The organism is Streptomyces rubellomurinus (genome assembly GCF_000961885.1).
Taxonomy (GTDB): domain Bacteria; phylum Actinomycetota; class Actinomycetes; order Streptomycetales; family Streptomycetaceae; genus Kitasatospora; species Kitasatospora rubellomurina.
This window is the reverse complement of record NZ_JZKH01000077.1, coordinates 1-23161: the sequence shown is the minus strand read 5'-3', so window position 1 is coordinate 23161 and position 23161 is coordinate 1. Positions and strand designations below refer to the sequence as shown.

At 74.7% G+C, this 23161-nt stretch carries 21 protein-coding genes; 14 read left to right on the top strand and 7 right to left on the bottom strand.

Features of this window, described 5'->3' with window-relative positions; translation table 11 throughout:
* Positions 1-158: 158 nt before the first annotated feature.
* The 3 genes from VM95_RS28855 to VM95_RS28845 are packed head-to-tail and all read left to right on the top strand — an operon-like array spanning position 159 to position 1660.
* The gene (locus VM95_RS28855) at positions 159-1076 is read left to right on the top strand and encodes a DNA-3-methyladenine glycosylase family protein (protein WP_244178986.1); all 918 of its coding nucleotides are present in this window, start codon (positions 159-161) and stop codon (positions 1074-1076) included.
* Positions 1077-1121: 45 nt separating this feature from the next.
* Positions 1122-1394 (top strand): type II toxin-antitoxin system Phd/YefM family antitoxin, encoded by a 273-nt coding sequence (locus tag VM95_RS28850; RefSeq protein WP_045702150.1) that lies wholly within the window; start codon positions 1122-1124, stop codon positions 1392-1394.
* Complete coding sequence (locus tag VM95_RS28845) at positions 1391-1660, top strand: type II toxin-antitoxin system RelE family toxin (RefSeq protein WP_045702148.1); 270 nt, start codon at positions 1391-1393, stop codon at positions 1658-1660. The genes VM95_RS28850 and VM95_RS28845 overlap by 4 nt, the downstream gene beginning before the upstream one ends.
* Before the next feature lie 3 nt (positions 1661-1663).
* Here VM95_RS28845 and VM95_RS28840 read toward each other — a convergent pair whose 3' ends face one another.
* From VM95_RS28840 to VM95_RS28830, 3 genes are read right to left on the bottom strand one after another with little or no spacing between them, the layout of a single operon-like run.
* Positions 1664-2956, bottom strand: coding sequence for a coenzyme F420-0:L-glutamate ligase (locus VM95_RS28840; RefSeq protein ID WP_045702145.1), 1293 nt, complete (start codon positions 2954-2956; stop codon positions 1664-1666).
* Positions 2953-3912 carry a 2-phospho-L-lactate transferase gene (gene cofD, locus VM95_RS28835; RefSeq protein WP_045702143.1) on the bottom strand — a complete coding sequence of 320 codons (960 nt, stop codon included), beginning with the start codon at positions 3910-3912 and terminating at the stop codon, positions 2953-2955. Before cofD ends, VM95_RS28840 begins: the two co-directional genes overlap by 4 nt.
* Before the next feature lie 30 nt (positions 3913-3942).
* The gene (locus VM95_RS28830; RefSeq protein ID WP_244178985.1) at positions 3943-4560 is read right to left on the bottom strand and encodes a cysteine dioxygenase; all 618 of its coding nucleotides are present in this window, start codon (positions 4558-4560) and stop codon (positions 3943-3945) included.
* A gap of 625 nt (positions 4561-5185) precedes the next feature.
* On the opposite strand from VM95_RS28830, the gene VM95_RS28825 reads away from it, so the two are divergent.
* The 3 genes from VM95_RS28825 (at position 5186) to VM95_RS28815 (ending at position 11284) form a co-directional block, all read left to right on the top strand.
* The gene (locus tag VM95_RS28825; protein ID WP_045702141.1) at positions 5186-5458 is read left to right on the top strand and encodes a WhiB family transcriptional regulator; all 273 of its coding nucleotides are present in this window, start codon (positions 5186-5188) and stop codon (positions 5456-5458) included.
* 228 nt (positions 5459-5686) lie between these two features.
* Positions 5687-9550 carry a glycosyltransferase family 2 protein gene (locus VM95_RS28820; protein ID WP_045702139.1) on the top strand — a complete coding sequence of 1288 codons (3864 nt, stop codon included), beginning with the start codon at positions 5687-5689 and terminating at the stop codon, positions 9548-9550.
* Between the two features lie 6 nt (positions 9551-9556).
* Entirely contained in the window at positions 9557-11284 is a 1728-nt protein-coding gene (locus tag VM95_RS28815) for a DUF5719 family protein (RefSeq protein ID WP_052707639.1), read from the top strand.
* Between the two features lie 54 nt (positions 11285-11338).
* On the opposite strand, the gene VM95_RS28810 is transcribed toward VM95_RS28815, so the two are convergent.
* Positions 11339-11791: a metallopeptidase family protein gene (locus VM95_RS28810; RefSeq protein ID WP_045710240.1), complete on the bottom strand. Its 453-nt coding sequence runs from the start codon at positions 11789-11791 to the stop codon at positions 11339-11341.
* A 162-nt stretch (positions 11792-11953) separates the two neighbouring features.
* On the opposite strand from VM95_RS28810, the gene VM95_RS28805 reads away from it, so the two are divergent.
* The 6 genes from VM95_RS28805 to ahcY all read left to right on the top strand — a co-directional run bounded on the left by VM95_RS28805 (position 11954) and on the right by ahcY (position 18235).
* The gene (locus tag VM95_RS28805; RefSeq protein WP_030245497.1) at positions 11954-12319 is read left to right on the top strand and encodes a DUF3499 domain-containing protein; all 366 of its coding nucleotides are present in this window, start codon (positions 11954-11956) and stop codon (positions 12317-12319) included.
* Between the two features lie 138 nt (positions 12320-12457).
* Positions 12458-13843: a phosphomannomutase/phosphoglucomutase gene (locus tag VM95_RS28800; protein ID WP_045702136.1), complete on the top strand. Its 1386-nt coding sequence runs from the start codon at positions 12458-12460 to the stop codon at positions 13841-13843.
* 84 nt (positions 13844-13927) lie between these two features.
* On the top strand, positions 13928-14110 hold the full coding sequence (locus VM95_RS28795) for a Trm112 family protein (RefSeq protein ID WP_045702134.1): 183 nt from the start codon (positions 13928-13930) through the stop codon (positions 14108-14110).
* A gap of 80 nt (positions 14111-14190) precedes the next feature.
* Positions 14191-15441, top strand: a complete 1251-nt coding sequence (locus VM95_RS28790; RefSeq protein ID WP_045702132.1) for an SIS domain-containing protein — start codon at positions 14191-14193, stop codon at positions 15439-15441.
* Between the two features lie 31 nt (positions 15442-15472).
* The gene (locus VM95_RS28785; RefSeq protein WP_045702130.1) at positions 15473-16453 is read left to right on the top strand and encodes a cation diffusion facilitator family transporter; all 981 of its coding nucleotides are present in this window, start codon (positions 15473-15475) and stop codon (positions 16451-16453) included.
* Positions 16454-16786: 333 nt separating this feature from the next.
* Positions 16787-18235: an adenosylhomocysteinase gene (ahcY, locus tag VM95_RS28780; protein WP_045702128.1), complete on the top strand. Its 1449-nt coding sequence runs from the start codon at positions 16787-16789 to the stop codon at positions 18233-18235.
* 83 nt (positions 18236-18318) lie between these two features.
* On the opposite strand, the gene VM95_RS28775 is transcribed toward ahcY, so the two are convergent.
* Positions 18319-19374 (bottom strand): hypothetical protein, encoded by a 1056-nt coding sequence (locus tag VM95_RS28775; RefSeq protein ID WP_045702126.1) that lies wholly within the window; start codon positions 19372-19374, stop codon positions 18319-18321.
* Entirely contained in the window at positions 19371-19883 is a 513-nt protein-coding gene (locus VM95_RS28770; protein WP_045702124.1) for a SigE family RNA polymerase sigma factor, read from the bottom strand. The genes VM95_RS28775 and VM95_RS28770 overlap by 4 nt, the downstream gene beginning before the upstream one ends.
* A gap of 114 nt (positions 19884-19997) precedes the next feature.
* Between VM95_RS28770 and VM95_RS28765 the strand changes: the two genes are divergently transcribed.
* Positions 19998-20633, top strand: a complete 636-nt coding sequence (locus VM95_RS28765; protein WP_045702122.1) for a hypothetical protein — start codon at positions 19998-20000, stop codon at positions 20631-20633.
* A gap of 19 nt (positions 20634-20652) precedes the next feature.
* Here VM95_RS28765 and VM95_RS28760 read toward each other — a convergent pair whose 3' ends face one another.
* On the bottom strand, positions 20653-21771 hold the full coding sequence (locus tag VM95_RS28760; protein ID WP_063773579.1) for an RDD family protein: 1119 nt from the start codon (positions 21769-21771) through the stop codon (positions 20653-20655).
* A 315-nt stretch (positions 21772-22086) separates the two neighbouring features.
* Here VM95_RS28760 and VM95_RS28755 point away from each other — a divergent pair, with 315 nt between their 5' ends.
* Positions 22087-23088: a stage II sporulation protein M gene (locus VM95_RS28755; protein ID WP_045702120.1), complete on the top strand. Its 1002-nt coding sequence runs from the start codon at positions 22087-22089 to the stop codon at positions 23086-23088.
* Positions 23089-23161 lie beyond the last annotated feature (73 nt).

Genomic DNA, 23161 nt, shown 5'->3' with positions numbered 1-23161 from the left:
GCCCAGCTCCCCGCCCTCCGCACCGCCGCGACGAAGCTCCAGACCCCGCAACCGCCCCCCACCTGACGGCCCCGGCCCCCGGGGGGAACTGCGCCCGCCGCCGCCCCGCCTCCCCACCCCCTCCCCCGCGTATCCTTCCTCCGGCGGAGGAGGTGCAGGTGGCAGGCGAGTCGGTACGGCGCTGGAGCCCGGGCTACCCCCTGGACGTCGCCCGGACCCTGCTGCCCCTGCGCCGCGGCCCCGCCGACCCGTCCTACCGCACCACCGGCGACGGGGCGGTCTGGCGCGCCTCCCGCACCCCGGCCGGCGTCGGCACCCTCCGGGTGCTCCCGCACCCGGCCGCGGGCGAGGTGGAGGCGACGGCCTGGGGCCCGGGCGCCGACTGGCTGCTCGACCGCCTGCCCGCCCTGCTCGGCGCCGAGGACCGCCCGGAGGGCCTGGTCCTGCCCCCGGGCCCGCTGCGCGACGCCCAGCGCCGTACGGCGGCCGTCCGGCTGTCCCGCACCGGCCTGGTCCTGGAGTCCCTGGTGCCGGCGATCCTGGAGCAGAAGGTCACCACCGACGAGGCCTACCGCGCCTTCCGCACCCTGCTGCGGGACTTCGGCACCCCGGCGCCCGGCCCGGCCGAGGGCATGCGGGTGGCGCCTTCGGCGCGCGAGTGGGCGATGATCCCGAGCTGGGAGTGGCACCGGGCGGGGGTGGACCCGAAGCGCTCGGCGACGGTGATGCGGGCGGTGCGCCTGGCCCCGCGCCTGGAGGAGGCCTCGGCGATGGGCCACGAGGAGGCGTTCGCCCGGCTCACGGCCGTCCCGGGGGTGGGGGTCTGGACGGCGGCGGAGACCCTGCAGCGCAGCAACGGCGACCCGGACGCGGTCTCGGTCGGCGACTTCCACCTCCCGAACCTGGTCGGCTGGGCACTGGCCGGCCGCCCCCGCAGCGACGACGCCCAGATGCTCGCCCTGCTGGAGCCCTACCGCCCGCACCGCTACCGCGTCTGCCGCCTCCTGACGACCACCGGCGCCCACGCCCCCCGCTACGGCCCCCGCCTCACCCCCAACGACCACCGCAGCCGCTGAGCCGAACGCACCGGCGGTGTACACCCGCGTGTGTACGCTTGAGCCATGACTGACGCACTGAGCATCCGGGAACTGCGCGCGCGCCTTGCCGAGGTGGTCACCCAGGCCGAGGCCGGCGAGATCACCGTGATCACGCGCAAGGGCGAGCGCGTCGGAGCGGTCGTGCCGATCGAGATCCTCGATGCCATAGAGGACGCGGAGGACGAGCTCCTGGCCCGTGAGGCGCGGAAGCACCTGGACGAGCCGACCGTCACCATGGCCGAGGTACTGGCGGACCTCTTCGGTCCGCCTGCGGACTCCGCCGGGAGCGCTGCGTGAAGTACGCCTTCCGCTTCACCTCGCATGCCCGGCGTCAGCTGCGCGGGATCGGCCAGCTCGAGGCGATGCGTGTCCTCACCGCCCTCACCGCGCTGGGGGACGACCCGTTCGCGGACGGACCCGACGTCAAGAAGCTGGCCGGCAACGACGCTCTGTACCGACTCCGGGTCGGCGACTTCCGGGTGGTCTACCAGGTGCGTGGCGAGGTGCTGGTGATCCTCGTCGTCCACGTCGGCCACCGCCGTGAGGTCTACCGCGGCCTCTGAGCCCTACCGCACGGCAATGAACGGCTCCGCGCCGCGCTCCGCCCGGGCCCGCGGGGCCTCGGCCGGGCGGCCGACCGCCACCGCGCCCATCGGGTCCCAGCCGTCCGGCAGGTCCAGCGCCTGCCGCACGGTGTCGCGGCAGAACATCGTCGACGACACCCACGCGGAGCCGTAGCCCTCACCCGTCAGCGCGACGAGCAGGTTCTGCACGGCCGCGCCGACCGCCACCGTGAACATCTCCCGTTCGGCGGCGGCCCGCCGCGCGTCCGGGTAGTCGTGCGAGCCGTCCATCACGAGGCAGGGCACGACCAGGTACGGGGCGTCCCGCAGCACGTCGCCGCGGGCGGTGCGGCGGGCGATCCGGGCGTCGTCCCAGCCGTCGAGCTCGCGCAGGTCGCGCTGCCAGGCGGCGAGCATCGCGTCGAGCAGGCGCACCCGGGTCTCGGCGGACTCCAGCAGCACGAACCGCCACGGCGTGGTGTGGTGCGGGGCGGGCGCGGTGACGGCGGCGGCGACGGCGCGCCGGACGGCGCCCGGGTCGACGGGCTCGTCGGTGAAGGAGCGGACGGTGCGCCGCAGGGTGACGGCCTGCCGCAGCGCCTCGGAGGTGCCGATCCGGAACATGTCCTGGTCGGCGGGCCGCACCAGCGGCCGGGTGCCGGCGCCGTCCTCGGCGGTGACGAGGTGCCCGAGCCCGCGCACGATCGCGACCGGCACCCCGGTGGCCTTGCCCTTCACCAGGTCGGCGGCACCGGCGAGTTCGTCGGCGGTGGCGGTGACGGTGAGGGCGAGCTCGTTGCCGTGGCTGTCGGTGCGCCCCCGGTGGTCCTCCAGGACGGACAGCCCGGCGGCGCCGATGGCGACGTCGGTGAGGCCGCTGCGCCAGGGCCGTCCGAAGGTGTCGGTGACGATGACGGCGAGCCGGCGGCCGGTGAGCTGCTGGAGCCGGGCCCGCAGCGCGCGCGCCGAGGCGTCCGGGTCCTCGGGCAGCAGCAGGACGGTGCCGGGCGCGGTGTTGGAGGCGTCGACTCCGGCGGCGGCCATCACGAAGCCGTTGCGGTTCTCGACGATGCGGGCCCGCCCGCGCCGGGCGACGACCCGGACGGTCTCCGCGTCGATCGCGGCCTCGCGGTCGGCGGCGTGCTGCAGCCGGCCCTCCGCCTTGCTGACGATCTTCGAGGTGACGAGCAGGATGTCGCCGTCCTGGTAGCTGCCCGCCTTGGCGAGCAGGCCGGCCAGGTCGGCGCCCGCGTCGATCTCGGGGATGCCCTCGACGCCCAGGATCCGCACGGTCATCGGCGGACCTGCTCGGCCAGTGCGAGCGCGGCCCGGGCCATCTCGGCGGTGGCGTCGACGTCGGTCATCAGCAGCGGGACGGCCCGGCAGGCGATGCCGCCGGCCTCGACGGCGGCGACCGCCGCCTCGTCCGCGGTGTCGACCAGCCAGCCGTCGATCAGGTCCGCGCCGTAGTCGAGCGCGACCGCCTCCGCCGTCGCCTCGACGCCGACCGCGGCGAGCACCTTGTCGGCCATGCCCCGCACCGGCGCCCCGCCGATGATGGGGGAGAGGCCGACGACGGGCGCGGGCGCGGCGGCGACGGCCTCCCGGATGCCGGGGACGGCGAGGATGGTGCCGATCGAGACGACCGGGTTGGACGGCGGGAACAGGATGACGTCGGCTTCGGCGATGGCGTCCAGCACGCCGGGCGCGGGCTTGGCGGTGTCCGCGCCGACCGGGATGATCGCCTCGGCGTCGACGGCGGCGTGCAGCCTGACCCAGTACTCCTGGAAGTGGATCGCCCGGGTGCCCTGCTCGTCGGTGATCCGCACGTGGGTCTCGACCCGGTCGTCGCTCATCGGCAGCAGCCGCACGCCGGGCTGCCAGCGCACGCACAGCGCCTCGGTGACCTGGCTGAGGCTGTACCCGGCGGCGAGCATCTGGCTGCGGACGAGGTGGGTGGCGAAGTCGCGGTCGCCGAGCCCGAACCACTCGGGGCCGACGCCGTACTCCTTCATCTCGGCCTTGATGGACCAGGTCTCGTCGGTCCGGCCCCACCCCTGCTCCTCGTGGATGCCGCCGCCGAGGGTGTACATCACGGTGTCGAGGTCGGGGCAGACCTTGAGGCCGTAGAGGTGGATGTCGTCGCCGGTGTTGCCGATGACGGTGATCTCGTCCTGCGGCCCGATCGCCGCGCGGAGCCCGCGCAGGAAGCGCGCCCCGCCGATTCCGCCTGCCAGTGCCACGATGCGCATGGGGTCATCCTGCCACGGCCGGACTGTTCGTCAGTCCGCGTTCAACGGGGCCTGGGCGTGCTGTTCGGGGACGGCGTGGGCGGTGCCGTACTGGTTCATCGCGGTGAGGCCCGGGGTGTAGAGGTGGATGGAGACGGCGGGTTCGAGCGCGCCGTTGACCACCTCGTGCAGGTACCCGGGGGAGAACACCCGCTGCCCGCCCGGCCGCAGCGCCCGGGCGCCCTCGCCCGCGTGCGTGAGCGAGCGTTCGACCAGTTCCCCCTCCACGACGGTCATCACGCCGGAGGAGTCGCCGTGGTCGTGGAATCCGCTGCTCTGGCCGGGCAGCCAGCTGAGCAGCCAGACCTCGTAGCCGGGGCCGGTCTCCAGCCGGGCGTACCAGCGGGTGAGGGCGTCGTAGCGGACCAGCGGCTCCCAGCGGGCGCGGTCGGCGGCGATCTCGCGGACCAGCCGGGCGTAATCGGCGACGGTGGTCGGGTGCTCCGGCAGGTCGGTGCGGGCCAGGTGCGGGAAGGCGAGCGGGTCCCCGGCGATGGAGACGTCGCTCAGCCCGTCCCCCCAACGAGGGGCGGTACGGGCGGGGGCCAGGCCCAGGCGGGCGAGCTTGTTGCGGTCGCGGTTCCGCTTGCGGATGCGGATCATGCGCACGGGGTCGTCCTCGGAGGTCGCGGCTGGTTCGGCGGGGAGCAGCCGCTGCCGGGATGTCCTGGGGACGGGAATCGCGGGCGGCCTCTGTGCTTCCTGGGGGCGGCGCGCGGTGGGACGCGGGCGCCTAGATACAGCAGGAACAGAGGCGACAACAGGTGTTCACGGCACGGCGGAGGGTGGAACCGCTCCGGGGGCTGGTGAACTCTGACATGGGGGAAAGGAGACCGCATCCGCGGGCCGGTGTCAAACGGGGGGACTGCGGCATTCGAGCGGATTCGGTCCGGATGTCTCCGGATGGGGTGATTCATCACCCTCTATGTTTCGATGGGAAGATCGCCGGGAAGGCAGGCCGATGACCGGCCTGCGATCGTGACTGTGCGTCACGCGGTGGCGGGATGTTGACGGTTCGATCCCGTCCGAGGCTTTCGGGCTGAAGGTCCGTTGTGTCCGAATATGTACACTATTCGTAACGGCTTGGTGCCGGGGAGTGAATCCTGGCCCCAATACCAGAGCTCGGCTTGACTGAGCCAGAGTGACGCAACTGTAATTTCACTCGTGTCGTCGAGCCGCACCAGGCCACGGCACCTACGGGGACGCCAAGGTAGGGGCAGAGGAGGCGCGCCACATGAGCGAGCTCTTTGAGCTGTTGATCGGTGACGGCATCACGGAGGAGGAAGAGGAACTCGGTTGGCAGGAGCGCGCGTTGTGCGCCCAGACCGACCCCGAGTCCTTCTTCCCCGAGAAGGGCGGCTCCACCCGCGAGGCGAAGAAGGTCTGCCTCGCCTGCGAGGTCCGCTCCGAGTGCCTGGAGTACGCGCTCGCCAATGACGAGCGGTTCGGCATCTGGGGCGGCCTCTCCGAGCGCGAGCGCCGACGGCTCAAGAAGAGCGCGGTCTGACCGGGCCGAGCCCGACCGCCGCCGGTGACCCCGGCGGCGAGCGACGACCGGACCGCTGTACGAGCGCCTCACCGTGACGGTGGGGCGCTTTCGTGCGTCCGGGCCTCCTGCCGGTCGCCCCCGCACCGGCACCGCGCACGAGGCGGCCACCCGGAGCCGTTAGTGTGGTGCGCCATCCGGTTGCCGTTCACCGGCTGTGTCCACCGAGAACTGGGGCCCGCGCACTCGATGACCGTCTACAGCCACCAGAGCGGCTTCACCGCTTCCCGGCCGCCCGCCTACCCGCGCCACCTGGTCACCGCCGTGATCGTCTCGCACGACGGCGCCCGCTGGCTCCCGCAGGCCCTGGCCGGTCTGCTCGGCCAGGACCGCCAGGTCCAGCGGATCCTCGCGGTCGACACCGGATCCACCGACAACTCCCCGCAGTTGCTCGCGGACACCCTCGCCGACTGGCTGCCGGAGAGCGGCCCGACCGTCCTCGGCCGCCGGGCCGGGTTCGGCACCGCCGTCGCCGAGGCCGTGTTCAACAGCCCGCCGCTGCGCCCGGAGGACCTCCCGTACCGGCTCGGCCCCTCCGGCTACGACCCGGTCACCGGCGGCTGGGACGACTTCGGCGACCCGCTCGCCCAGGAGGACGTCCTCGGCCGCGGCGGCCCGCGCGAGACCGAGCCGGTCGAATGGCTCTGGCTGCTGCACGACGACTGCGAGCCGCAGACCGACGCGCTGCGCCGTCTGCTCCAGGTCGCCGACTCCACCCCCAGCGCCGCCGTGGTCGGCCCCAAGCTGCGCAGCTGGTACGACCGGCGCCAGCTGCTGGAGGTCGGCGTCACCATCGCCCGCTCCGGCCGGCGCTGGACCGGCCTCGACCGCCGCGAGCAGGACCAGGGCCAGCACGACCAGGTCCGCCCGGTGCTCGCCGTCTCCACCGCCGGCATGCTGGTGCGCCGGGATGTCTTCGAAGAACTCGGCGGCTTCGACAAGGCGCTCCCGCTGATGCGGGACGACACCGACTTCTGCTGGCGGGTCAACGCCGCCGGCCACCGCGTCGTGGTCGCCCCCGACGCCGTGCTCCGGCACGCCGAGGCGGCCAGCCGCGAGCGCCGCGCCGTCGACTGCGGCCCCGCCCACCCGCACCGGGTGGACAAGGCCGGCGCCGTCTACACCCTGCTCGCCAACTGCCGCGGCGTGCTGTTCCCGTACGTCCTGCTGCGGCTGGTGCTCGGCACCCTGCTGCGGGCCGTCACCAACCTGCTCGGCAAGGACCCGCGCCAGGCGGTCGACGAGCTCGCCGGCCTCGGCCACGAACTCATCCGCTTCCCAAGGCTGTTGGCCGCGCGCAAACGCCGTGCCCGAACCAGGGCGGCGGACGCCCTGGACGACCGCACGCTCTTCCCCGCGCCCGGCGCCACCACCCGGCTGGCCGTCGAAGGCGTCGTCGGCTCGCTCGGGATCGGCGGCGGCGACGACACCGGCAGCCGGCACGGCTCCGTCGAGGCCGGCGGCGACGAGGACTCCGAGGACCTGGTCGTCGAGCAGTTCGCGCTGATCAAGAAGCTCGCCCGGCGCCCGGCGCCGGTGCTGTTCGCCGCGCTCCTGGTGTTCGCCCTGGTCGCCTGCCGCGGCCTGCTCGGCGGCGGCGAACTCTTCGGCGGCGCCCTGCTGCCCGCCGCGGACGGCGCGGGCGGCCTGTGGTCGATGTACGCCGACGCCTGGCACCCGGTCGGCACCGGCTCCACCGCCGCCGCCCCGCCGTACCTCGGCGTGCTCGCGGTGCTCTCCTGGGGCCTGTTCGGCCACGCCGACCTCGCGCTCACCCTGCTCGTCCTGCTCACCGTGCCGCTCGCCGCGGTCAGCGCCTACCTGGTGTCCCGGCCGCTGCTGGACTCCAAGGTGGTCCGCGCCTGGGCCAGCGCCACCTACGCACTGCTGCCCGCCGCCACCGGCGCGCTCGCCCAGGGCCGGATCGGCACCGCCGTCCTCGCCGTGCTGCTGCCGCCGCTGGCCCGCGCCGCGGCGATCGCGGCCGGCCTCGGCATCCGCCAGGAGAGCGCCGCCAAGGGCGCCCGCCCCGGCTGGCGGCCGGTCTGGATGACCGTCCTGCTGCTCACCCTGGCCACCGCCTTCGTGCCGCTGACCTGGGCGCTCGCCGTGCCGCTGTGCCTGGCCATGCTGCTGGTCGCGGTGCTGCGCGGCGGCGCCCTCGGCTCCGGCGGGACGGCGCTGCGGCTGCTCGGCCTACGCGTCCTGGTGATCCTCGCGGCGCCGGTCGCCGTCCTCGCGCCGTGGTCGCTCAAGGTGCTGTCGCACCCCACGTCGCTGCTGCTGGAGGCCGGGCTCCCCGGCCTGCACGGCGCCGGCGCGAGCGCGGGCGGCCTGCTCCTGGTCAACCCGGGCGGCGCCGGGGTGCCGCCGGTGTGGCTGTCGGCCGGCGTGGTCCTCGCCGCGCTCGCCGCCCTGCTGCGCGCCGACCGCCGCCGCGCGGTGCTCGCCGCCTGGGGCGCGGCCGGCGCCGGCCTGGTCTTCGCGGTCGCGGTGGCGGGCACCTCCGTGACCCCGGCCTCCGGCGGCCCGGCGGTGCCCGCCTGGGCCGGCCCGGCCACCCTGATCGCCGGGATCGCCCTGCTCGCCGCCGCCGCGATCGGCGCGGACGGCGCCAACGCCCGCGTCGCCGGGATCGCCTTCGGCTGGCGCCAGCCGGTCGCCGCCCTGGTGGTGGCCGCCGCCGTGCTGGCCCCGCTGGGCACCGGCCTGTGGTGGGCGGTCACCGGCGCCGGCGGCCCGCTGCACCGCGGCCCGAGCAGCCAGGTGCCGGCCTTCATCGCCGAGGAGGCGGGCACCAGCGACCGGGCCCGCACCCTGGTCGTCACCGGCGACCGGGGCGGCGGCGCCGTCCGCTACACCGTGCTGCGCGGCGCCGGCCTGACCCTCGGCCAGGCCGAGTCCACCGTCGACCCGGCCACCGGCACCCAGGACGGCCTGAACACGATGGTCGGCAGCCTGCTGGCCGGCTCCGGCGCCGACCAGGCGAAGGCCCTCGCCGGCTACGGCATCGCCTACGTGCTGGTCCAGCAGCCGGTGATCGACACCTACAAGGACGTCCTCGACACCACCCCCGGCCTGGTCAAGGCCAACCAGGACGGCGACTCCGCGCTCTGGCAGGTCAACGGCGCCGCCGCCGTCCGCGCGGTGATCACCGCGCCGGGCGCCCTCCCGGTGGTCGTCCCGTCCGGGGCCCGCGACCTCACCGGCACCGTCCCGGCCGGCCCGGACGGTCGGGTGCTGCGCCTGGCCGAGTCCGCCGCCCCCGAGTGGAAGGCCACCGTGGACGGCACCGCCCTGGAACCGACCACCGTCGACGGCTGGGCGCAGGGCTTCAAGCTCCCGGCGGCCGGCGGCAAGCTCTCCGTCACCCGGGAGGGCAGCCTCGCCCACACCGGCTGGATCTGGGCGCAGATGCTGCTCGGCCTCACCGTCCTGGTGCTGGCCCTGCCCGGCCGCCGCAGCCACAAGGACGACGACCTGCCCGAGGACGTCCTCGCCGCCGCGGCGCTGGCCGCCGCCGCCGAGAAGCAGACCCCCGCCCCCGGCAGCCGCCGGGCCCGCCGGATGGCCGAGCGCGGCGAGGGCGGGGAGGGCGGCGAAGGCGGCACCGAGGAGCCCGGGGTGTACGAGGGCCGGCCGGCGCCGGCCACCGCGCAGCCCGTCGGCGAGCCGGTCTCCGAGGCCGTCGAGGCGGCGGCCGCCGCCCAGGTCGCCGAGCCGTACGCGGATCCGTACCAGACGTACCAGCAGGCCGACCCGTACAGCTACGACCAGTACGCCGCCCAGCAGCCGGCGGTCGCGCCGTACGACGGGCAGGGCTACGACCCCTACCAGCAGCACGGCCAGCAGCAGGCGTACCCGCAGCAGGGCTACGACCCCTACCAGCAGCAGGACCAGCAGTACGGCTACGACCAGTACCAGCAGCACGGCCAGCAGCCGTGGCTGCCGGGGCAGCAGCAGGCCGATCCCTACTACGACCCGAACGATCCGAGCGGCACCGGCCACTCTCCTGCGAACTACCGGCCGCACCAGCACGGATCGGGGAGCTGACCCGCGATGAAGAAGCCCGCATTCCGGAAGAAGTCCGGGCCCGCCGCCGACCGGGCGCGCCAGCCGGCCGAGGAGGCGTACGAGCCCGCCGCCGCCTCGCCCACCTCGCCCGCGCCCGCCCGGGACGGCCGGTTCGCCGGCCGCACCGGCGGGACGAGGACCACGCCGTCCCTGCTGGCCGCGGCCGTGGTGCTCGCGGCCGTGTTCGGGATCGCCGAGGTGCGCCCGCCGGCCGCCCCGGCCAAGGCGGCCGGCGCCGCCCCCGCCACCGCGCAGGTCGAGCGGACGGCGGCGGTCTGCCCGCAGCCGCTCCAGGGCCTGACCGGCTCCACCAGCCTCACCGCCTACACCCCGCCCGGCACCGGCTCCGCCACCGGCGGCGCCGGCTGGCTCTCCGACGCCGCCGCGCCCGCCACCCCGCCGGCCGCCCCGACCGCCGGCGCCTCGGCCCCGGCCAACCCGGCGCCGACCGCGACCCCGGCCCCGACCGGCTCGGCCGCCCCGGCCGCCGCCCCGGACAAGGCGCCCGCCGACGCCAAGCTGACCCTGGCCAAGCCCGGCACCCCGGTCACCGGCCCGGCCACCAACGGCGACGCCGCGCCCGGCACCGGGGCCGTCGCCACCGGCGCCCTCGCCCCCGGCTTCACCGTCACCCAGACCACCGTGGTCACCGAGCAGCGCGGCCAGGGCCTGTCCGGCCTCACCTGCACCCCGGCCGGCACCAGCTTCTGGTTCGCCGGGGCCAGCACGGCCGGCGACCGGGTCGACTACCTCAGCCTGGTCAACACCGAGGCCACCGGCGCCGTCGTCGACATCAAGCTGTACGGCGACAAGGGCCCGATCGAGAACGACGCCTCCAACGGCATCGCCGTCGCCCCCGGCAGCTCGCAGTCCGTCCTGCTGCCGACCATCAGCAAGGGCGCGGTCACCGACCTCACCGTGCACGTGGTGGTCCGCTCCGGCCGGATCGGCGCCGCGCTGCACGCCGCGGACGGCAACAAGGGCGCCGACTGGATCCCCGCCTCGACCGAGCCCGCGTCCACCCAGGTGCTGCCCGGCCTGCCCGCCGACACCTCCGCCGCCCGCCTTGTGGTCTGGGCCCCGCCGGAGGACGACGCCGACCTGAAGATCCAGCTCTCCGGCAAGAACGGCTGGTTCACCCCGGCGGGCAACGAGACCATCCACGTCAAGGCCGGCCAGGTGGCCGCCGTCGACCTCGGCAAGATCACCCGCGAGGAGGTCGCCGGGCTGCGGCTGTCGCCCAGCGACGACAAGCACGCCACCCCGGTCGTGGCCGGCCTGCGGGTCGACCGCACCGGCTCCAACGGCAAGAGCGACGCGGCCTGGCTGACCGGCAGCGCGCCGGTCGGCGCCCGCGCCACCGTCGCCGACAACCGGGCCGGCGCCGCCACCCTGTTCCTGACCTCCAGCGGCGACGCCGCCACCGTCAAGGTCACCGCCTCGGCCGGCAGCGGCGGCGGCACCCCGGCGACCAAGGAGGTCCAGATCCCGGCCGGCGGCACCGTCGCCCTCCCGGCGCCCGAGCCCGCCGGACTGAACGGCAGCTTCGCGCTCACCGTGGAGACCACCTCCGGCGGCCCGGTCGTCGCCGCCCGGATGCTCGCCATCCCCACCAAGGACGTGCCGATGTTCACCGTCCAGGCACTGCGCGACGACCACAGCACCGTCAAGGTCCCGCAGGCCGCCCAGGACCCGGGCGTCGTCCTGCGCTGACCGCGGGCACACCGAAGGGCGGCACCGGCGCGGTGCCGCCCTTCGGCATGGTGGTCAGTCCTCGTCGTAGCGCGGGTCGATCGCGTCCGGCGACAGCCCCAGCAGCTCGGCGACCTGCTCGATCAGGATCTCGTGCACCAGCGCCGCGCGGTCCTCCCGGGTCTTCGCCCGGATCTCCACCGGCCGCCGGTACACCACGATCTGGCTCTTGCGCCCCTGCCCGCCCGGCGACACCCGCCCCAGCGGCACGCCGTCCTCGGCCTCGGCGCCGTCCGGCTCGTGCAGCGGCACCTCCTGCACGGCGAACTCGACCTCGATCAGCTGCGGCCAACGCCGCTCCAGCCGCTCCACCGACTCGCGCACGTAGTCGTCGAACAGTTCGGAGCGGGTGAGCGAGATCGGCACCTGGGGCGGCGCGAGGGGGCCGCGCAGCCCCCTGCCGTGCCGGTCGCGGTGCCGCGGGCGGCGCGAGGGCCCTGTGGATGACTGCGGTGCGGAGCTGTCCATATCACTGCCGAGCGTAGTCCTTGGACGGACGGAAGTGGACCGTTCCGAACGGGAATCGCCGGGTGCGGCGGCGCATCCGCCGGCGCGCGGAGGGCGACACGGCACACCCTCCGGACAGGCGGTCTTCGCGCCCCGGCGGGGAGTGCGGTACCGTCCACCCTCGTGAGCTCTGTACGTCGTTGTTCGCGGACCGCATGCGGCCGACCGGCCGTCGCGACGCTGACGTACGTCTACGCGGACTCCACCGCCGTGCTGGGCCCGCTCGCCACCTACGCCGAGCCGCACTGCTACGACCTGTGCGCCGAGCACGCCGAGCGCCTCACCGCCCCGCGCGGCTGGGAGGTCGTCCGGCTCGCCGCCGAGGCCGGCCCGCTGCGCCGCAGCAGCGACGACCTCGAAGCCCTCGCCAACGCCGTCCGCGAGGCCGCCCGCCCGCAGACCCCCCGTCAGGGCCGCGCCCCCGAGGGCGAGTCCACCGAGGCCGGCCGCCGCGGCCACCTCCGGGTGCTGCGCTCGCCCGACAACTGACCTCTCTCCCGGGGCTCTCCCGGCACGGAGGGTTCGCCCGGCCCGGGTACGCTGCCGGTCTACCGCCACCTCGGCCCGTCCACCGGACGGGTGGTGGCCCGACGTGACCGACCAGTACAGAGACCAGGTGGAGCCGCAGTGCGCGACCTCAAGCAGCTCGTGAAGGCGTACGACGTGCGAGGCGTCGTCCCGGACCAGTGGGACGAGAGCCTGTCCCGGGCCTTCGGTGCCGCGTTCGTGCAGGTCACCGGCGCGACCGCGATCGTGGTCGGCCACGACATGCGCCCCTCCTCCCCGGCGCTGACCCGGGCCTTCGCCGAGGGCGCGGCGGCCTACGGCGCCGACGTCGTGCAGATCGGGCTCTGCTCCACCGACCAGCTCTACTACGCCAGCGGCAAGCTCGACCTGCCCGGCGCGATGTTCACCGCCAGCCACAACCCGGCCCAGTACAACGGCATCAAGCTCTGCCGGGCCGGCGCCGCCCCGGTCGGCCAGGACACCGGCCTGGCCGAGATCCGCGAGCTGGTCGAGTCCTGGACGGGCGAGGACGACACCGTCACCGTCCCGGCCAAGGACGTCAAGGCCGGCACGCTCTCCGAGCAGGAGACCCTGCGCGGCTACGCCGACCACCTGCTGGGCCTGGTCGACCTCACCGCGATCCGCCCGCTCAAGGTCGCCGTCGACGCCGGCAACGGCATGGGCGGCCACACCGTGCCGACCGTCTTCGACGGCCTGCCGATCGAGCTCGTCCCGATGTACTTCGAGCTGGACGGCACCTTCCCCAACCACGAGGCCAACCCGCTCGACCCGAAGAACCTCGTCGACCTGCAGGCCAAGGTCCGCGAGGTCGGCGCCGACCTCGGCCTCGCCTTCGACGGCGACGCCGACCGCTGCTTCGTCGTCGACGAGCGCGGCGAGCCGGTCTCCCCGTCCGCGATCACCGCCCTGGTCGCCGCCCGCGAGATCGCCCGCGCCCAGGCCGCCGGCGAGGCCGAGCCGACGATCATCCACAACCTGATCACCTCCTGGACCGTCCCCGAGGTGGTCCGCGAGCTCGGCGCCACCCCGGTGCGCACCCGGGTCGGCCACTCCTTCATCAAGCAGGAGATGGCCGTCACCGACGCCGTCTTCGGCGGCGAGCACTCCGCGCACTACTACTTCCGCGACTTCTGGCGCGCCGACACCGGCATGCTGGCCGCCCTGCACGTGCTGGCCGCGCTCGGCGGCCAGGAGGGCACGCTCTCCGCGCTGACCGCCGAGTACGACCGCTACGCCGCCTCCGGCGAGATCAACAGCACCGTCGCCGACCAGGCCGCGAGCACCGCCGCCGTCCGCGCCGCCTACGCCGGCCTGGAGGGCACCTCCGTCGACGAGCTGGACGGCCTCACCGTGGCCGGCCCGGACTGGTGGTTCAACCTGCGCGCCTCCAACACCGAGCCGCTGCTGCGCCTCAACGTCGAGGCCAAGGACCCGGCGAAGATGGCCGAGCTGCGCGACGGCGTGCTCGCCGTCGTCCGCGGCTGACATCGGGCTCCCCGTGCCCCGGCCGGTAGGGTTGCCTATCGGCCGGGGCACCTCCGTGCCACCCCCCGAACCGTGGAGAGCCCCATGAAGCTCGAATCCTTCCTGCTGGAGATCCTGGTCTGCCCGCAGTGCCGCGCCGCGCTCACCGAGGGCGGCACCGAGGAGCAGCCCGAGCTGCTCTGCACCGGCGCCGACTGCGGCCTCGCGTACCCGATCCGGGACGGCATTCCGGTCCTGCTGGTGGACGAGGCCCGCCGCCGCGCCTGATCCTTAGGCGCGAGACCGCGGGGCCGACGCCCCGACCCGCCAGCCCAGCGCTCCCAGGACAGCAGCCGGAGGACCGCCGCATGCTCGACGACACCCTGCTCGACGACCCGGCCGCCCTCCAGCGCGCCGACCACGACCGCGCCCTGCTGGCCCTGGCCGGCGCCGGCGCCCGGGTCCGCACCGCGCTGCGCGAGGCCGACGCGGCCGGACTGGACCGGCTGCGCCCGGACGGCCGCCCGCGCGCCGTGCTGGTCGCCGGGCACGGCAGCGCCCTGGCCGCCGGCGAGATGCTGGCCGTCCTGGCCGGCACCGGCAGCCTCGTCCTGCCGCTGCCGCCCTCCGAGGCCGCGGCCCCGCGCACCGACCGGGCCGGCGCCCCGCCCGCCTTCACCGCCGGCCTCGGCTGGCAGCTGCCCGGTTGGGCGGGCCCGCTCGACCTGCTGGTGGTCAGCTCCGCGGCCGGTGGCGAGCAGGGCCTGATCGCCCTCGCCGAGCAGGCGTACGCGCGCGGCTGCGCCGTCGTCGTCACCGCCCCGGCCGGCAGCCCGCTGGCCGAGGCCGCGCTCCAGGTGCGCGCGCTGCCGCTGCCGTACGTGGCGTCGGCACTGCCGGACGAGGCCCCGCCGGCCGCACCGGCCGCCGAGCCGGACCTCCCGGCCGAGGACCCGGCCGCGCTGTGGTCCCACCTCACGCCGCTGCTGGCGCTCGCCCAGAAGGTCGGGCTCACCCAGTTGCCGTACGACGCGCTGCCCGGCCTCGCCGACCTGCTGGACGCCGCCGCCGTGCGCTGCCGTCCGGACGCCGCCGCGTACACCAACCCGGCGAAGGGCCTGGCCGCGCGGCTGGCCGGGACCGTCCCGCTGCTCTGGGCCGAGGGCCCGATCGCCGGGGCCGCCGTCGCCCGGTTCGCCGCGCAGCTGGCCGAGCGGGCCGGCCGTCCGGCGCTGGCCGGGCCGCTGCCGCAGGTGCTCACCGCCCACCGGGGCATGTTCACCGGCCAGTTGGGCGCGGGCGCGGACCCGGACGACTTCTTCCGGGACCGGGTCGAGGAGCCCGACCCGCTGCACCTGCAGGTCCTGCTGCTGCGGCACCTGCCGAGCACCGGGGCGGCCGCGGCGGAGGATGCGGACGGCCCGGTCGAGCTGCCGGAGGACGACGAGCGCCCGCGCAGCTTCGGCGTCAGCCGGGCGCACCGGCTGGCCGCCGCCCACGACGTCCGGCTGACCGAGTACGGGAGCACCCGGCCGGACCAGCTGCACGCGCTGGCCGACCTGGTCGCGCTGACCGACTTCGCCGCCGTCTACCTCGGGCTCGCCGCCGCGCACTCCTGAGCCGGGCGCGGGCGCGGTCTAGGGTGTCCGCATGAGCACTGAGGGCGGGACGAAGGCACTGGTGGCGGCGCTGTCCGCGAATCTGGCGATCGCGGCGGCGAAGTTCACCGCCTTCGGCTTCACCGGGTCCTCCTCGATGCTGGCCGAGGGCGTGCACTCGGTGGCCGACTCCGGCAACCAGGTGCTGCTGCTGGTCGGCGGCAAGCGGGCGCGCCGGGCGGCGGACGAGGAGCACCCGTTCGGGTACGGCCGCGAGCGCTACGTGTACGGCTTCCTGGTGGCGATCGTGCTGTTCAGCGTCGGTGGCCTGTTCGCGGTCTACGAGGGCTGGCACAAGGTCCAGCACCCCGAGGCGCTGGACTCCTGGGGCTGGGCGGTCGGCGTGCTGGTCTTCGCCATCGTGATGGAGGGCTGGTCCTTCCGCACCGCGGTGCGGGAATCGGCGAAGCTCAAGGGCACCCGCAGCTGGGCGCAGTTCGTCCGCACCGCCAAGGCGCCCGAGCTGCCGGTGGTGCTGCTGGAGGACACCGGCGCGCTGATCGGCCTGGTGCTGGCGCTGTTCGGCGTCGGGCTCACGGTGATCACCGGGAACGGCGTCTGGGACGGCGTCGGCACGCTGTGCATCGGCGTCCTGCTGGTGCTGATCGCCGTGGTGCTCGCGCTGGAGACCAAGTCGCTGCTGCTCGGCGAGTCCGCCGACCGCGAGTCGGTGCGGCGGATCCGGACGGCCCTGGTCGACGGGGAGACCGTCACCGGGGTGATCCACATGCGCACCCTGCACCTGGGCCCGGAGGAGCTGCTGGTCGCCGCCAAGATCGCGGTCAACGCCGAGGACAGCGCCGCCCGGGTGGCGGCCGCCATCGACGCGGCCGAGGAGCGGGTCCGGGCGGCCGTGCCGATCGCCCGGGCGATCTACCTGGAGCCCGACGTCTACAGCGCCGAGAAGGCCGCCGCGGGCGAGGACCCGGCCGCCACCCCGGGCGGCCCCGGGCCCGCGCCGGTCCCCTCCTGAGCACGGCCCGAGCGCGATTCGGGCACGCCTGCACGATGATCGTTCCGGGACGGAAATCGCTCATCGGCGGCCCTCCGCCGGGGCTGCCGGTGTAGATTCGTCACCAGAGCCAGAACGTCGCTGCTGATGGCGGTCGATCGCTGCCGCGTGCCCGTAGGGTGTGCGCCGGTCGAGGGAGAGAGGTCCTCCGACGGTTTGTGCCGCACAGTGGGGAGCCGACCCGATTCCGGGCCCGGCCCTCCCGGCACGCCCGTGCACCCGCACGGCATAGCCGCGCTGCGTGGCACACCGGACCTTGGCCGTGCCCCACCCCCATCAGCGAGGAGCAGACGCATGTCGACCGACATCACCGGTGACTTCAAGGTCGCCGACCTTTCCCTGGCGCCGTTCGGCCGCAAGGAGATCCAGCTGGCCGAGCACGAGATGCCCGGCCTGATGGCGATCCGCAAGGAGTACGCCGCGTCGCAGCCGCTGGCCGGCGCGCGCATCACCGGCTCGCTGCACATGACCATCCAGACCGCGGTCCTGATCGAGACCCTGACGGCGCTCGGCGCCGAGGTCCGCTGGTGCTCCTGCAACATCTTCTCCACCCAGGACCACGCGGCCGCCGCCATCGCGGTCGGCCCGGAGGGCACCCCGGAGAACCCGCAGGGCGTGCCGGTCTTCGCCTGGAAGGGCGAGACCCTGGAGGAGTACTGGTGGTGCACCGAGCAGGCGCTGACCTGGCCTGACGGCAAGACCCCGAACATGATCCTGGACGACGGCGGCGACGCCACCCTGCTGATCCACAAGGGCGTCGAGTTCGAGAAGGACGGTGCCGCGCCGGACCCGTCCACCGCGGACAACGACGAGTTCCGGATCATCCTGGAGCTGCTGAACCGCACCCTCAAGGACACCCCGAACAAGTGGACCGAGGTCGCCGCCACCATCAAGGGCGTGACCGAGGAGACCACCACCGGTGTCCACCGCCTGTACGAGATGCACCGTGACGGCACGCTGCTGTTCCCGGCCATCAACGTCAACGACTCGGTCACCAAGTCGAAGTTCGACAACAAGTACGGCTGCCGCCACTCGCTCGTCGACGGCATCAACCGCGCCACCGACGTCCTGATCGGCGGCAAGGTCGCGGTCATCTGCGGCTACGGCGACGTCGGCAAGGGCAGCGCCGAGTCGCTGCGCGGCCAGGGCGCCCGCGTCATCGTCACCGAGATCGACCCGATCTGCGCGCTGCAGGCCGCGATGGACGGCTACCAGGTCGCCACCCTCGACGACGTCGTCGAGATCGCCGACATCTTCATCACCACCACCGGCAACAAGGACATCATCCTGGCCTCCCACATGGAGCGGATGAAGCACCAGGCCATCGTCGGCAACATCGGCCACTTCGACAACGAGATCGACATGGCCGGCCTGGCCAAGCTCCCCGGTGTCGTGAAGACCGAGATCAAGCCGCAGGTCCACGAGTGGCGCAAGGCCGACGGCCGCACCATCATCGTCCTCTCCGAGGGCCGCCTGCTGAACCTGGGCAACGCGACCGGCCACCCGTCCTTCGTGATGTCCAACTCCTTCGCGAACCAGACGATCGCCCAGATCGAGCTGTTCACGAAGACCGAGCAGTACCCGATCGGCGTCTACGTGCTGCCGAAGCACCTGGACGAGAAGGTCGCCCGCCTGCACCTGGACGCGCTCGGCGTGAAGCTGACCGTCCTGAGCCAGGACCAGGCCGACTACATCGGCGTCCCGGTCGAGGGCCCGTACAAGGCGGAGCACTACCGCTACTGATGCGGTGACGTTCTGACGCCGGTGGCCGGCACCCCTGGGCGGGGTGCCGGCCACCGGCGCGTCCGGGCCCGAAGCCCGTCCCGTCAGCGCAGGCCCTCGTTCGTCCAGGCGCCCTCGTCGGCGTCCGTGAGGTGCACCAGGTCCAGCAGGCCGACCAGACCCCCGTGCCGGTCGACCGTGGGGACGCTGTCGGGAAGGGCCGACGCGCAGAGCTGGCGGCCCCGCTCGTGCCGGCACTCGATGACGGGCAGCCGGTACTGCGGGGGCGCGCCGTCCGGGGCCACCTGGATCTCGACCTTCCGGTCCTCGACCGAGACGCCGACCGTGGCGGTCCAGCCGAGCGGGCCGGCGGGCCGGTCCAGCCGGGCCTTGTCCAGCCGCACCCCCGCCGGGAGCGGGCCCAGCCGGATCGGCAGCGGGATGCCCCGGGTCTCGTAGACGACGGTGGACGCGATCCGCAGCAGGTCGGCGTCCGGGATCGCGGCCTCGGCGTAGTGCGAGGCGTCGAGCTGCGCCCACCGGCCGCTCGCGGTCAGCCAGCGCAGGACGCGGCGGCTGGTGTCGTAGCGGGTGTTGGTCGGGTGCTCCACCCAGTACGCCGTCCGGCCGTCGACCGGGGGCGCCGGGACCTTCGCCTCCGCCGGGCCGTTCGGCTCGCCCGGCAGGGAGCCGGCCAGAGCCGGCTCGGGGCCGGGAGCGCGCAGGAAGACCTGGACGTTCCGGCCGCTCGTCCCGGTGTCGGCGGCGGTGATCGAGGAGGCGTCCGGGCCCGACGCGAAGCTGATGCCGAGTTCGCGGTTCGCCCAGTCGGGCAGCCAGCCGAACCGCAGCTCGGACCGCAGCAGGTCGTCGGCATCCGGTCGGGGCACGGCCGGAGCCGTCGTCGGGGAGGCCGGGGCGGTGGCGGCGGTCGGCGGCAGGGCCGGGGAGGCACCGCCGTCCGGCTGCAGCAGGGCCGTGAAGCCGACGGTGAGCGCCGTCGCGACGGCCACCGCGCCGATCGAGGCCCGCCGGCGGCGGCGCAGCCGGGCCTGTCCGGTGGCGACGGCCGCGGCGACGTCGAAGTCGGCCGGCGGCGCGAACTCCTCGGTCAGGGCCGTCAGTCGGGTGGTCAGATCGTTGTGGTCGATGTCGGTCATGACGTCCTCCCTGCCACAGCGGGTCGCGCGACGAGGTTGTTGCGCAGTGCTTCCAGGCCGCGGGAGCTCTGGCTCTTCACGTTGCCGGAGGAGCAGCCCAGGGCCTCGGCGGCCTGGTCGATCGACAGGTCGCAGTAGTAGCGGAGCACCACGGCCGCCCGTTGGCGGGGCGGGAGCTCGGCCAGTGCCCGGCGCAGGTCGAGGGAGCCCTCCAGGTCGAGGTTCGCCGTCGCGACCTCCGGCTCGACGCCGGTGCGGACCGTCCGGCGCCACCAGGGCGTGCGCTGCTCGGCGAGGAAGGTGTTGACCAGCATTCGCCGGGTGTAGCCGTCGAGGTTGGTGGCCCGGCTCGCCTTCGCCCAGTGCACGTACAGCTTGGTGACCGTCTCCTGGACCAGGTCGTCGGCCCGGTGCCAGTCCCCGCACAGCAGATACGCGACCTTCCGCAGCCAGCCGCTCCGGGAGGTCACGTACTCCGTGAACTCCGCGTCGCGCGTCTGCTTCGCCATCCGCACCCCCTCTCGTCGTGGCTCTCGCCGCGGCGCCCTCCCGACGCCGTCCACCCCCCTGATGCGTGCACCGCGGCGGAACGTTGCACCGGGACGCGCACGTAGGCTTCGGGCATGCCCAACGGCCGGTACTCGCTGCACGACACCCATGACCACGCCCCGCTCGGTGAGGAGCGCTTCAGCTGCGCGCCCGGCGTGGCCGGCTGGCGGTACGTGTCCAAGACCTACGCCCCGGACGGCCGGGTGCTCGGCGGCCTCGACCTCACGCTGGACTCGCGGGCCCGGCCGCTGCGGATGGAACTGCGGGCGGGCGGCTGGCAGGTGCGCGGCGGCGCCGTGGACGGGGTCGCCTGGGTCCGTGCCGACGCGGCCGACCCGGCCGGCGAGCAGGCGGTGGAGGGGCACGACCGGGCGCACGCCTTCACCGGGCGCTCGCCCGCCTTCCTGGTCGCCACCGCCCGGCTGCTGCGGCTGACGGAGGGGGCGAGCGCGCGGGTGCGGCTGGTCGGGTTCAGTGAGCCGGTGCTGGCGCCGCGCACGCTCGACCAGGGGTGGCTGCTGGAGGGCGTCGACCGGCACGAGACGGACTCGGGGCCGCTGCTGGTCGAGCGCTACCAGGTCGCGGACCTGGAGACGGGCGAGCAGCAGGTCGTGCACCTGGCGGGGGACGTGGTGCTGGCGGCGGCGGGGATCGAGCTGGAGGAGCTGGAGTCGCCGCCGAACGCCTGGCCGGCGGACTTCGGGGAGTAGACCGGGCGGGGAGCGTCCGTCAGGACGGCGGCGCGAAACCGGCGTCGGGGGCCGGGGTGGCGGTCTTCTCCAGGGACGTCGGGGCGGCGGCTGCGGCTGCGGCGGCCGGTGCGGGGGTGGGCGGGACGCTCGGCGCGGGCGGGGCGACGGGGGTCGGGGCCCAGGCTTCGGCCGGGACCGGGACCGGGACCGGGGCAGGGGCGGCTGGGGCCGGGGGGAGGCCGAGGACGCGCACCGGGCGGTCGTCCGCCGTGGCCTGCGGCTGGGCGGGGTGGTGGGGAGCGCCGGGCACCGGCGCCGCCGTCCGCGGCTGCGGCTGCGTCTGGTGCATGTGCTGCATCTGCTGCATCGCGGCCTGGGCGGCGAGCTGGTGCTGCTCCTGGACCCGGGTCCACTCCCGGCGCTGGCGCTCGGTGAGGACCGCGCCCAGGTACGCCGCCGGGTGCACCCCGGGAGGTATCGGGAGGCCGGTCCGCTCGGCCAGCTCCTCGGCCAGCTCGATGGACATCCGCTGCATCACCGCCTGGTCCAGCTCGCCGATCCGGCCGAGCAGTTGGCGGATGGACAGCCAGAGCGGCTCGGGCACCGGGGAGAGGTCCATGGCGACCAGGTCGCGGCCCATGGAGTGCAGCAGGTGGGGGTGCACCGGCGGCAGCGGCGAGGTCGCGCCGCCCCCGTCCGGGGTGCGGTCGCGGATGACCACCGTCCCGGCGAAGACGTCGCCCAGCCGGTTGCCGTCCGCGCGGACCGCGGAGGTGATCATGGCCGGGCAACCGGTGAAGGCGATCAGCTCGAAGAAGCCGACCAGCCCGCGCACCAGCGAGTGCCGGAACCGGACCGGACCGCCGTCGACGCGCACCACCCGGAGCCCGAGCGCGGCCTTGCCGAGCGACCGTCCGTTGCTGAGGGTCTCGACCATCACCGGCACGCCGACCAGGAAGAACACCATCAGGCCGAGTCCGACGGCCGCGAGCGCGGCCCGGTCGAGGCCGACCAGGGCGACGCTCAGCACGAGCGTGACCAGCAGCAGGGCGGCGAACTCCACGAGCAGGTCGAGCACGATCGCCAGCGCCCTGCTCGGAAGCTTCGCCGTCTGCAGGTCGAGGACGACGGCCTCACCCGTCACCAGGTCGCTCAAGACACCCGTCCGTTCACGTTCATGGAGCTGTACGGCCCACTCATGGAGATCGCCGGGGGCGGCAACGCGGTCACGGGGTGGGACGACGGCCGGATCGGCCCCCACGACCCGCTCTCCGCGTTCCCTCCGCCCCGCCGCATTCTGATCCGCAGCCGCAAACATACGGGGCCCGACGTCCGCACGGGAAGTGAGATCCCGGCGACTGCGGCACCGGCCGTGCCTGGCATGCTGGGCCGCACGTGCCCGTACGTACCCGCCTGCCCACCTGCCTCGCGCGTGCGCGCCCGCGCGCACCGCCGACCATGGAGTCGCCGAATGGACCTGGACGTCTTCGTCGCCACCCACCAGGGGGAGTGGGCCAGGCTGGACGCCCTCGCCGGCCGGTACCGGCTCAGCGGGGAGGAGGCGGACGAACTCGTCACCCTCTACCAGCGCGCCACCGGTCACCTCGCCAAGGTCCAGGCCACCGCACCCGACCCGGCCCTGATCGGCCGGCTGACCGGTCTGGTCTCCCGCGCCCGCAGCGCGGTGACCGGCGCCCGCACCAACGCCTGGCAGGACGTCGCCCGCTACTACACGGTGAGCTTCCCGGCCGCGCTGTACCGGTCCCGCCGCTGGTGGGTGCCGATCGCGGTGATCTCGCTGATCGGCACCGTGCTGATCGCCTGGTGGGTGGGGACCCACCCCGAGGTCCGCAACAGCCTCATCGCCCCCGACGCGCTGCGGGAGATGACCCGCCCCGGCGGAAAGTACGAGGCCTACTACTCGGACCGGCCGGCCAGCTCCTTCGCCGCCCAGGTCTGGACGAACAACGCCTGGGTCGCCGTGCAGTGCCTGCTGTACGGCATCGCGCTCGTCCCGGTGATCGTGGTGCTGTGGGGCAACGTGTTCAGCCTCGGCCTCGGTATCGGGCTGATGGCCTCCGCCGGCCGGCTCGACATCTTCCTCGGCCTGCTCATTCCGCACGGCCTGCTGGAACTGACCGCCGTGTTCGTGTCCGGCGGCCTCGGTCTGCGCCTCGGCTGGACCATCATCGACCCGGGCCCGCGCACCCGAGGAGTGGCGCTGGCGGAACAGGGCCGCGCGATCATCGGCATGGCGATCGGCCTGGCGACCGTCCTGGCCGTCTCCGGAATCCTCGAAGCCTTCGTGACACCGTCCGGACTTCCCACCTGGGCCCGCATCTCGATCGGCGCGCTGGCGGAGGTGGCATTCCTCCTCTACGCGCTGGTGCTGGGCCGAAAGGCCGCCGCCGGCGGAGAAGTCGGCGACCTGGCCGAGGCCGACCGGGCGGACCTGCAGCCGGTCGCGGCCTGAGCCGATGTGATCAACAGGCCGCTGACCTGCTACTCTTCTCGCATCCCGACCAAACCATTGACGTGGTGAGGGT

What these genes read in the sequence shown, in the direction of transcription:
- VM95_RS28815 (WP_052707639.1), top strand. Translation starts at nt 9,557, where the DNA reads ATGAAGAAGCCCGCATTCCGGAAGAAGTCCGGGCCCGCCGCCGACCGG.
- VM95_RS28770 (WP_045702124.1), bottom strand. Translation starts at nt 19,883, where the DNA reads ATGGCGAAGCAGACGCGCGACGCGGAGTTCACGGAGTACGTGACCTCC.
- VM95_RS28765 (WP_045702122.1), top strand. Translation starts at nt 19,998, where the DNA reads ATGCCCAACGGCCGGTACTCGCTGCACGACACCCATGACCACGCCCCG.
- VM95_RS28785 (WP_045702130.1), top strand. Translation starts at nt 15,473, where the DNA reads ATGAGCACTGAGGGCGGGACGAAGGCACTGGTGGCGGCGCTGTCCGCG.
- VM95_RS28755 (WP_045702120.1), top strand. Translation starts at nt 22,087, where the DNA reads ATGGACCTGGACGTCTTCGTCGCCACCCACCAGGGGGAGTGGGCCAGG.
- VM95_RS28795 (WP_045702134.1), top strand. Translation starts at nt 13,928, where the DNA reads ATGAAGCTCGAATCCTTCCTGCTGGAGATCCTGGTCTGCCCGCAGTGC.
- VM95_RS28820 (WP_045702139.1), top strand. Translation starts at nt 5,687, where the DNA reads ATGACCGTCTACAGCCACCAGAGCGGCTTCACCGCTTCCCGGCCGCCC.
- ahcY (WP_045702128.1), top strand. Translation starts at nt 16,787, where the DNA reads ATGTCGACCGACATCACCGGTGACTTCAAGGTCGCCGACCTTTCCCTG.
- VM95_RS28790 (WP_045702132.1), top strand. Translation starts at nt 14,191, where the DNA reads ATGCTCGACGACACCCTGCTCGACGACCCGGCCGCCCTCCAGCGCGCC.
- VM95_RS28840 (WP_045702145.1), bottom strand. Translation starts at nt 2,956, where the DNA reads ATGACCGTGCGGATCCTGGGCGTCGAGGGCATCCCCGAGATCGACGCG.
- VM95_RS28850 (WP_045702150.1), top strand. Translation starts at nt 1,122, where the DNA reads ATGACTGACGCACTGAGCATCCGGGAACTGCGCGCGCGCCTTGCCGAG.
- VM95_RS28775 (WP_045702126.1), bottom strand. Translation starts at nt 19,374, where the DNA reads ATGACCGACATCGACCACAACGATCTGACCACCCGACTGACGGCCCTG.
- cofD (WP_045702143.1), bottom strand. Translation starts at nt 3,912, where the DNA reads ATGCGCATCGTGGCACTGGCAGGCGGAATCGGCGGGGCGCGCTTCCTG.
- VM95_RS28825 (WP_045702141.1), top strand. Translation starts at nt 5,186, where the DNA reads ATGAGCGAGCTCTTTGAGCTGTTGATCGGTGACGGCATCACGGAGGAG.
- VM95_RS28810 (WP_045710240.1), bottom strand. Translation starts at nt 11,791, where the DNA reads ATGGACAGCTCCGCACCGCAGTCATCCACAGGGCCCTCGCGCCGCCCG.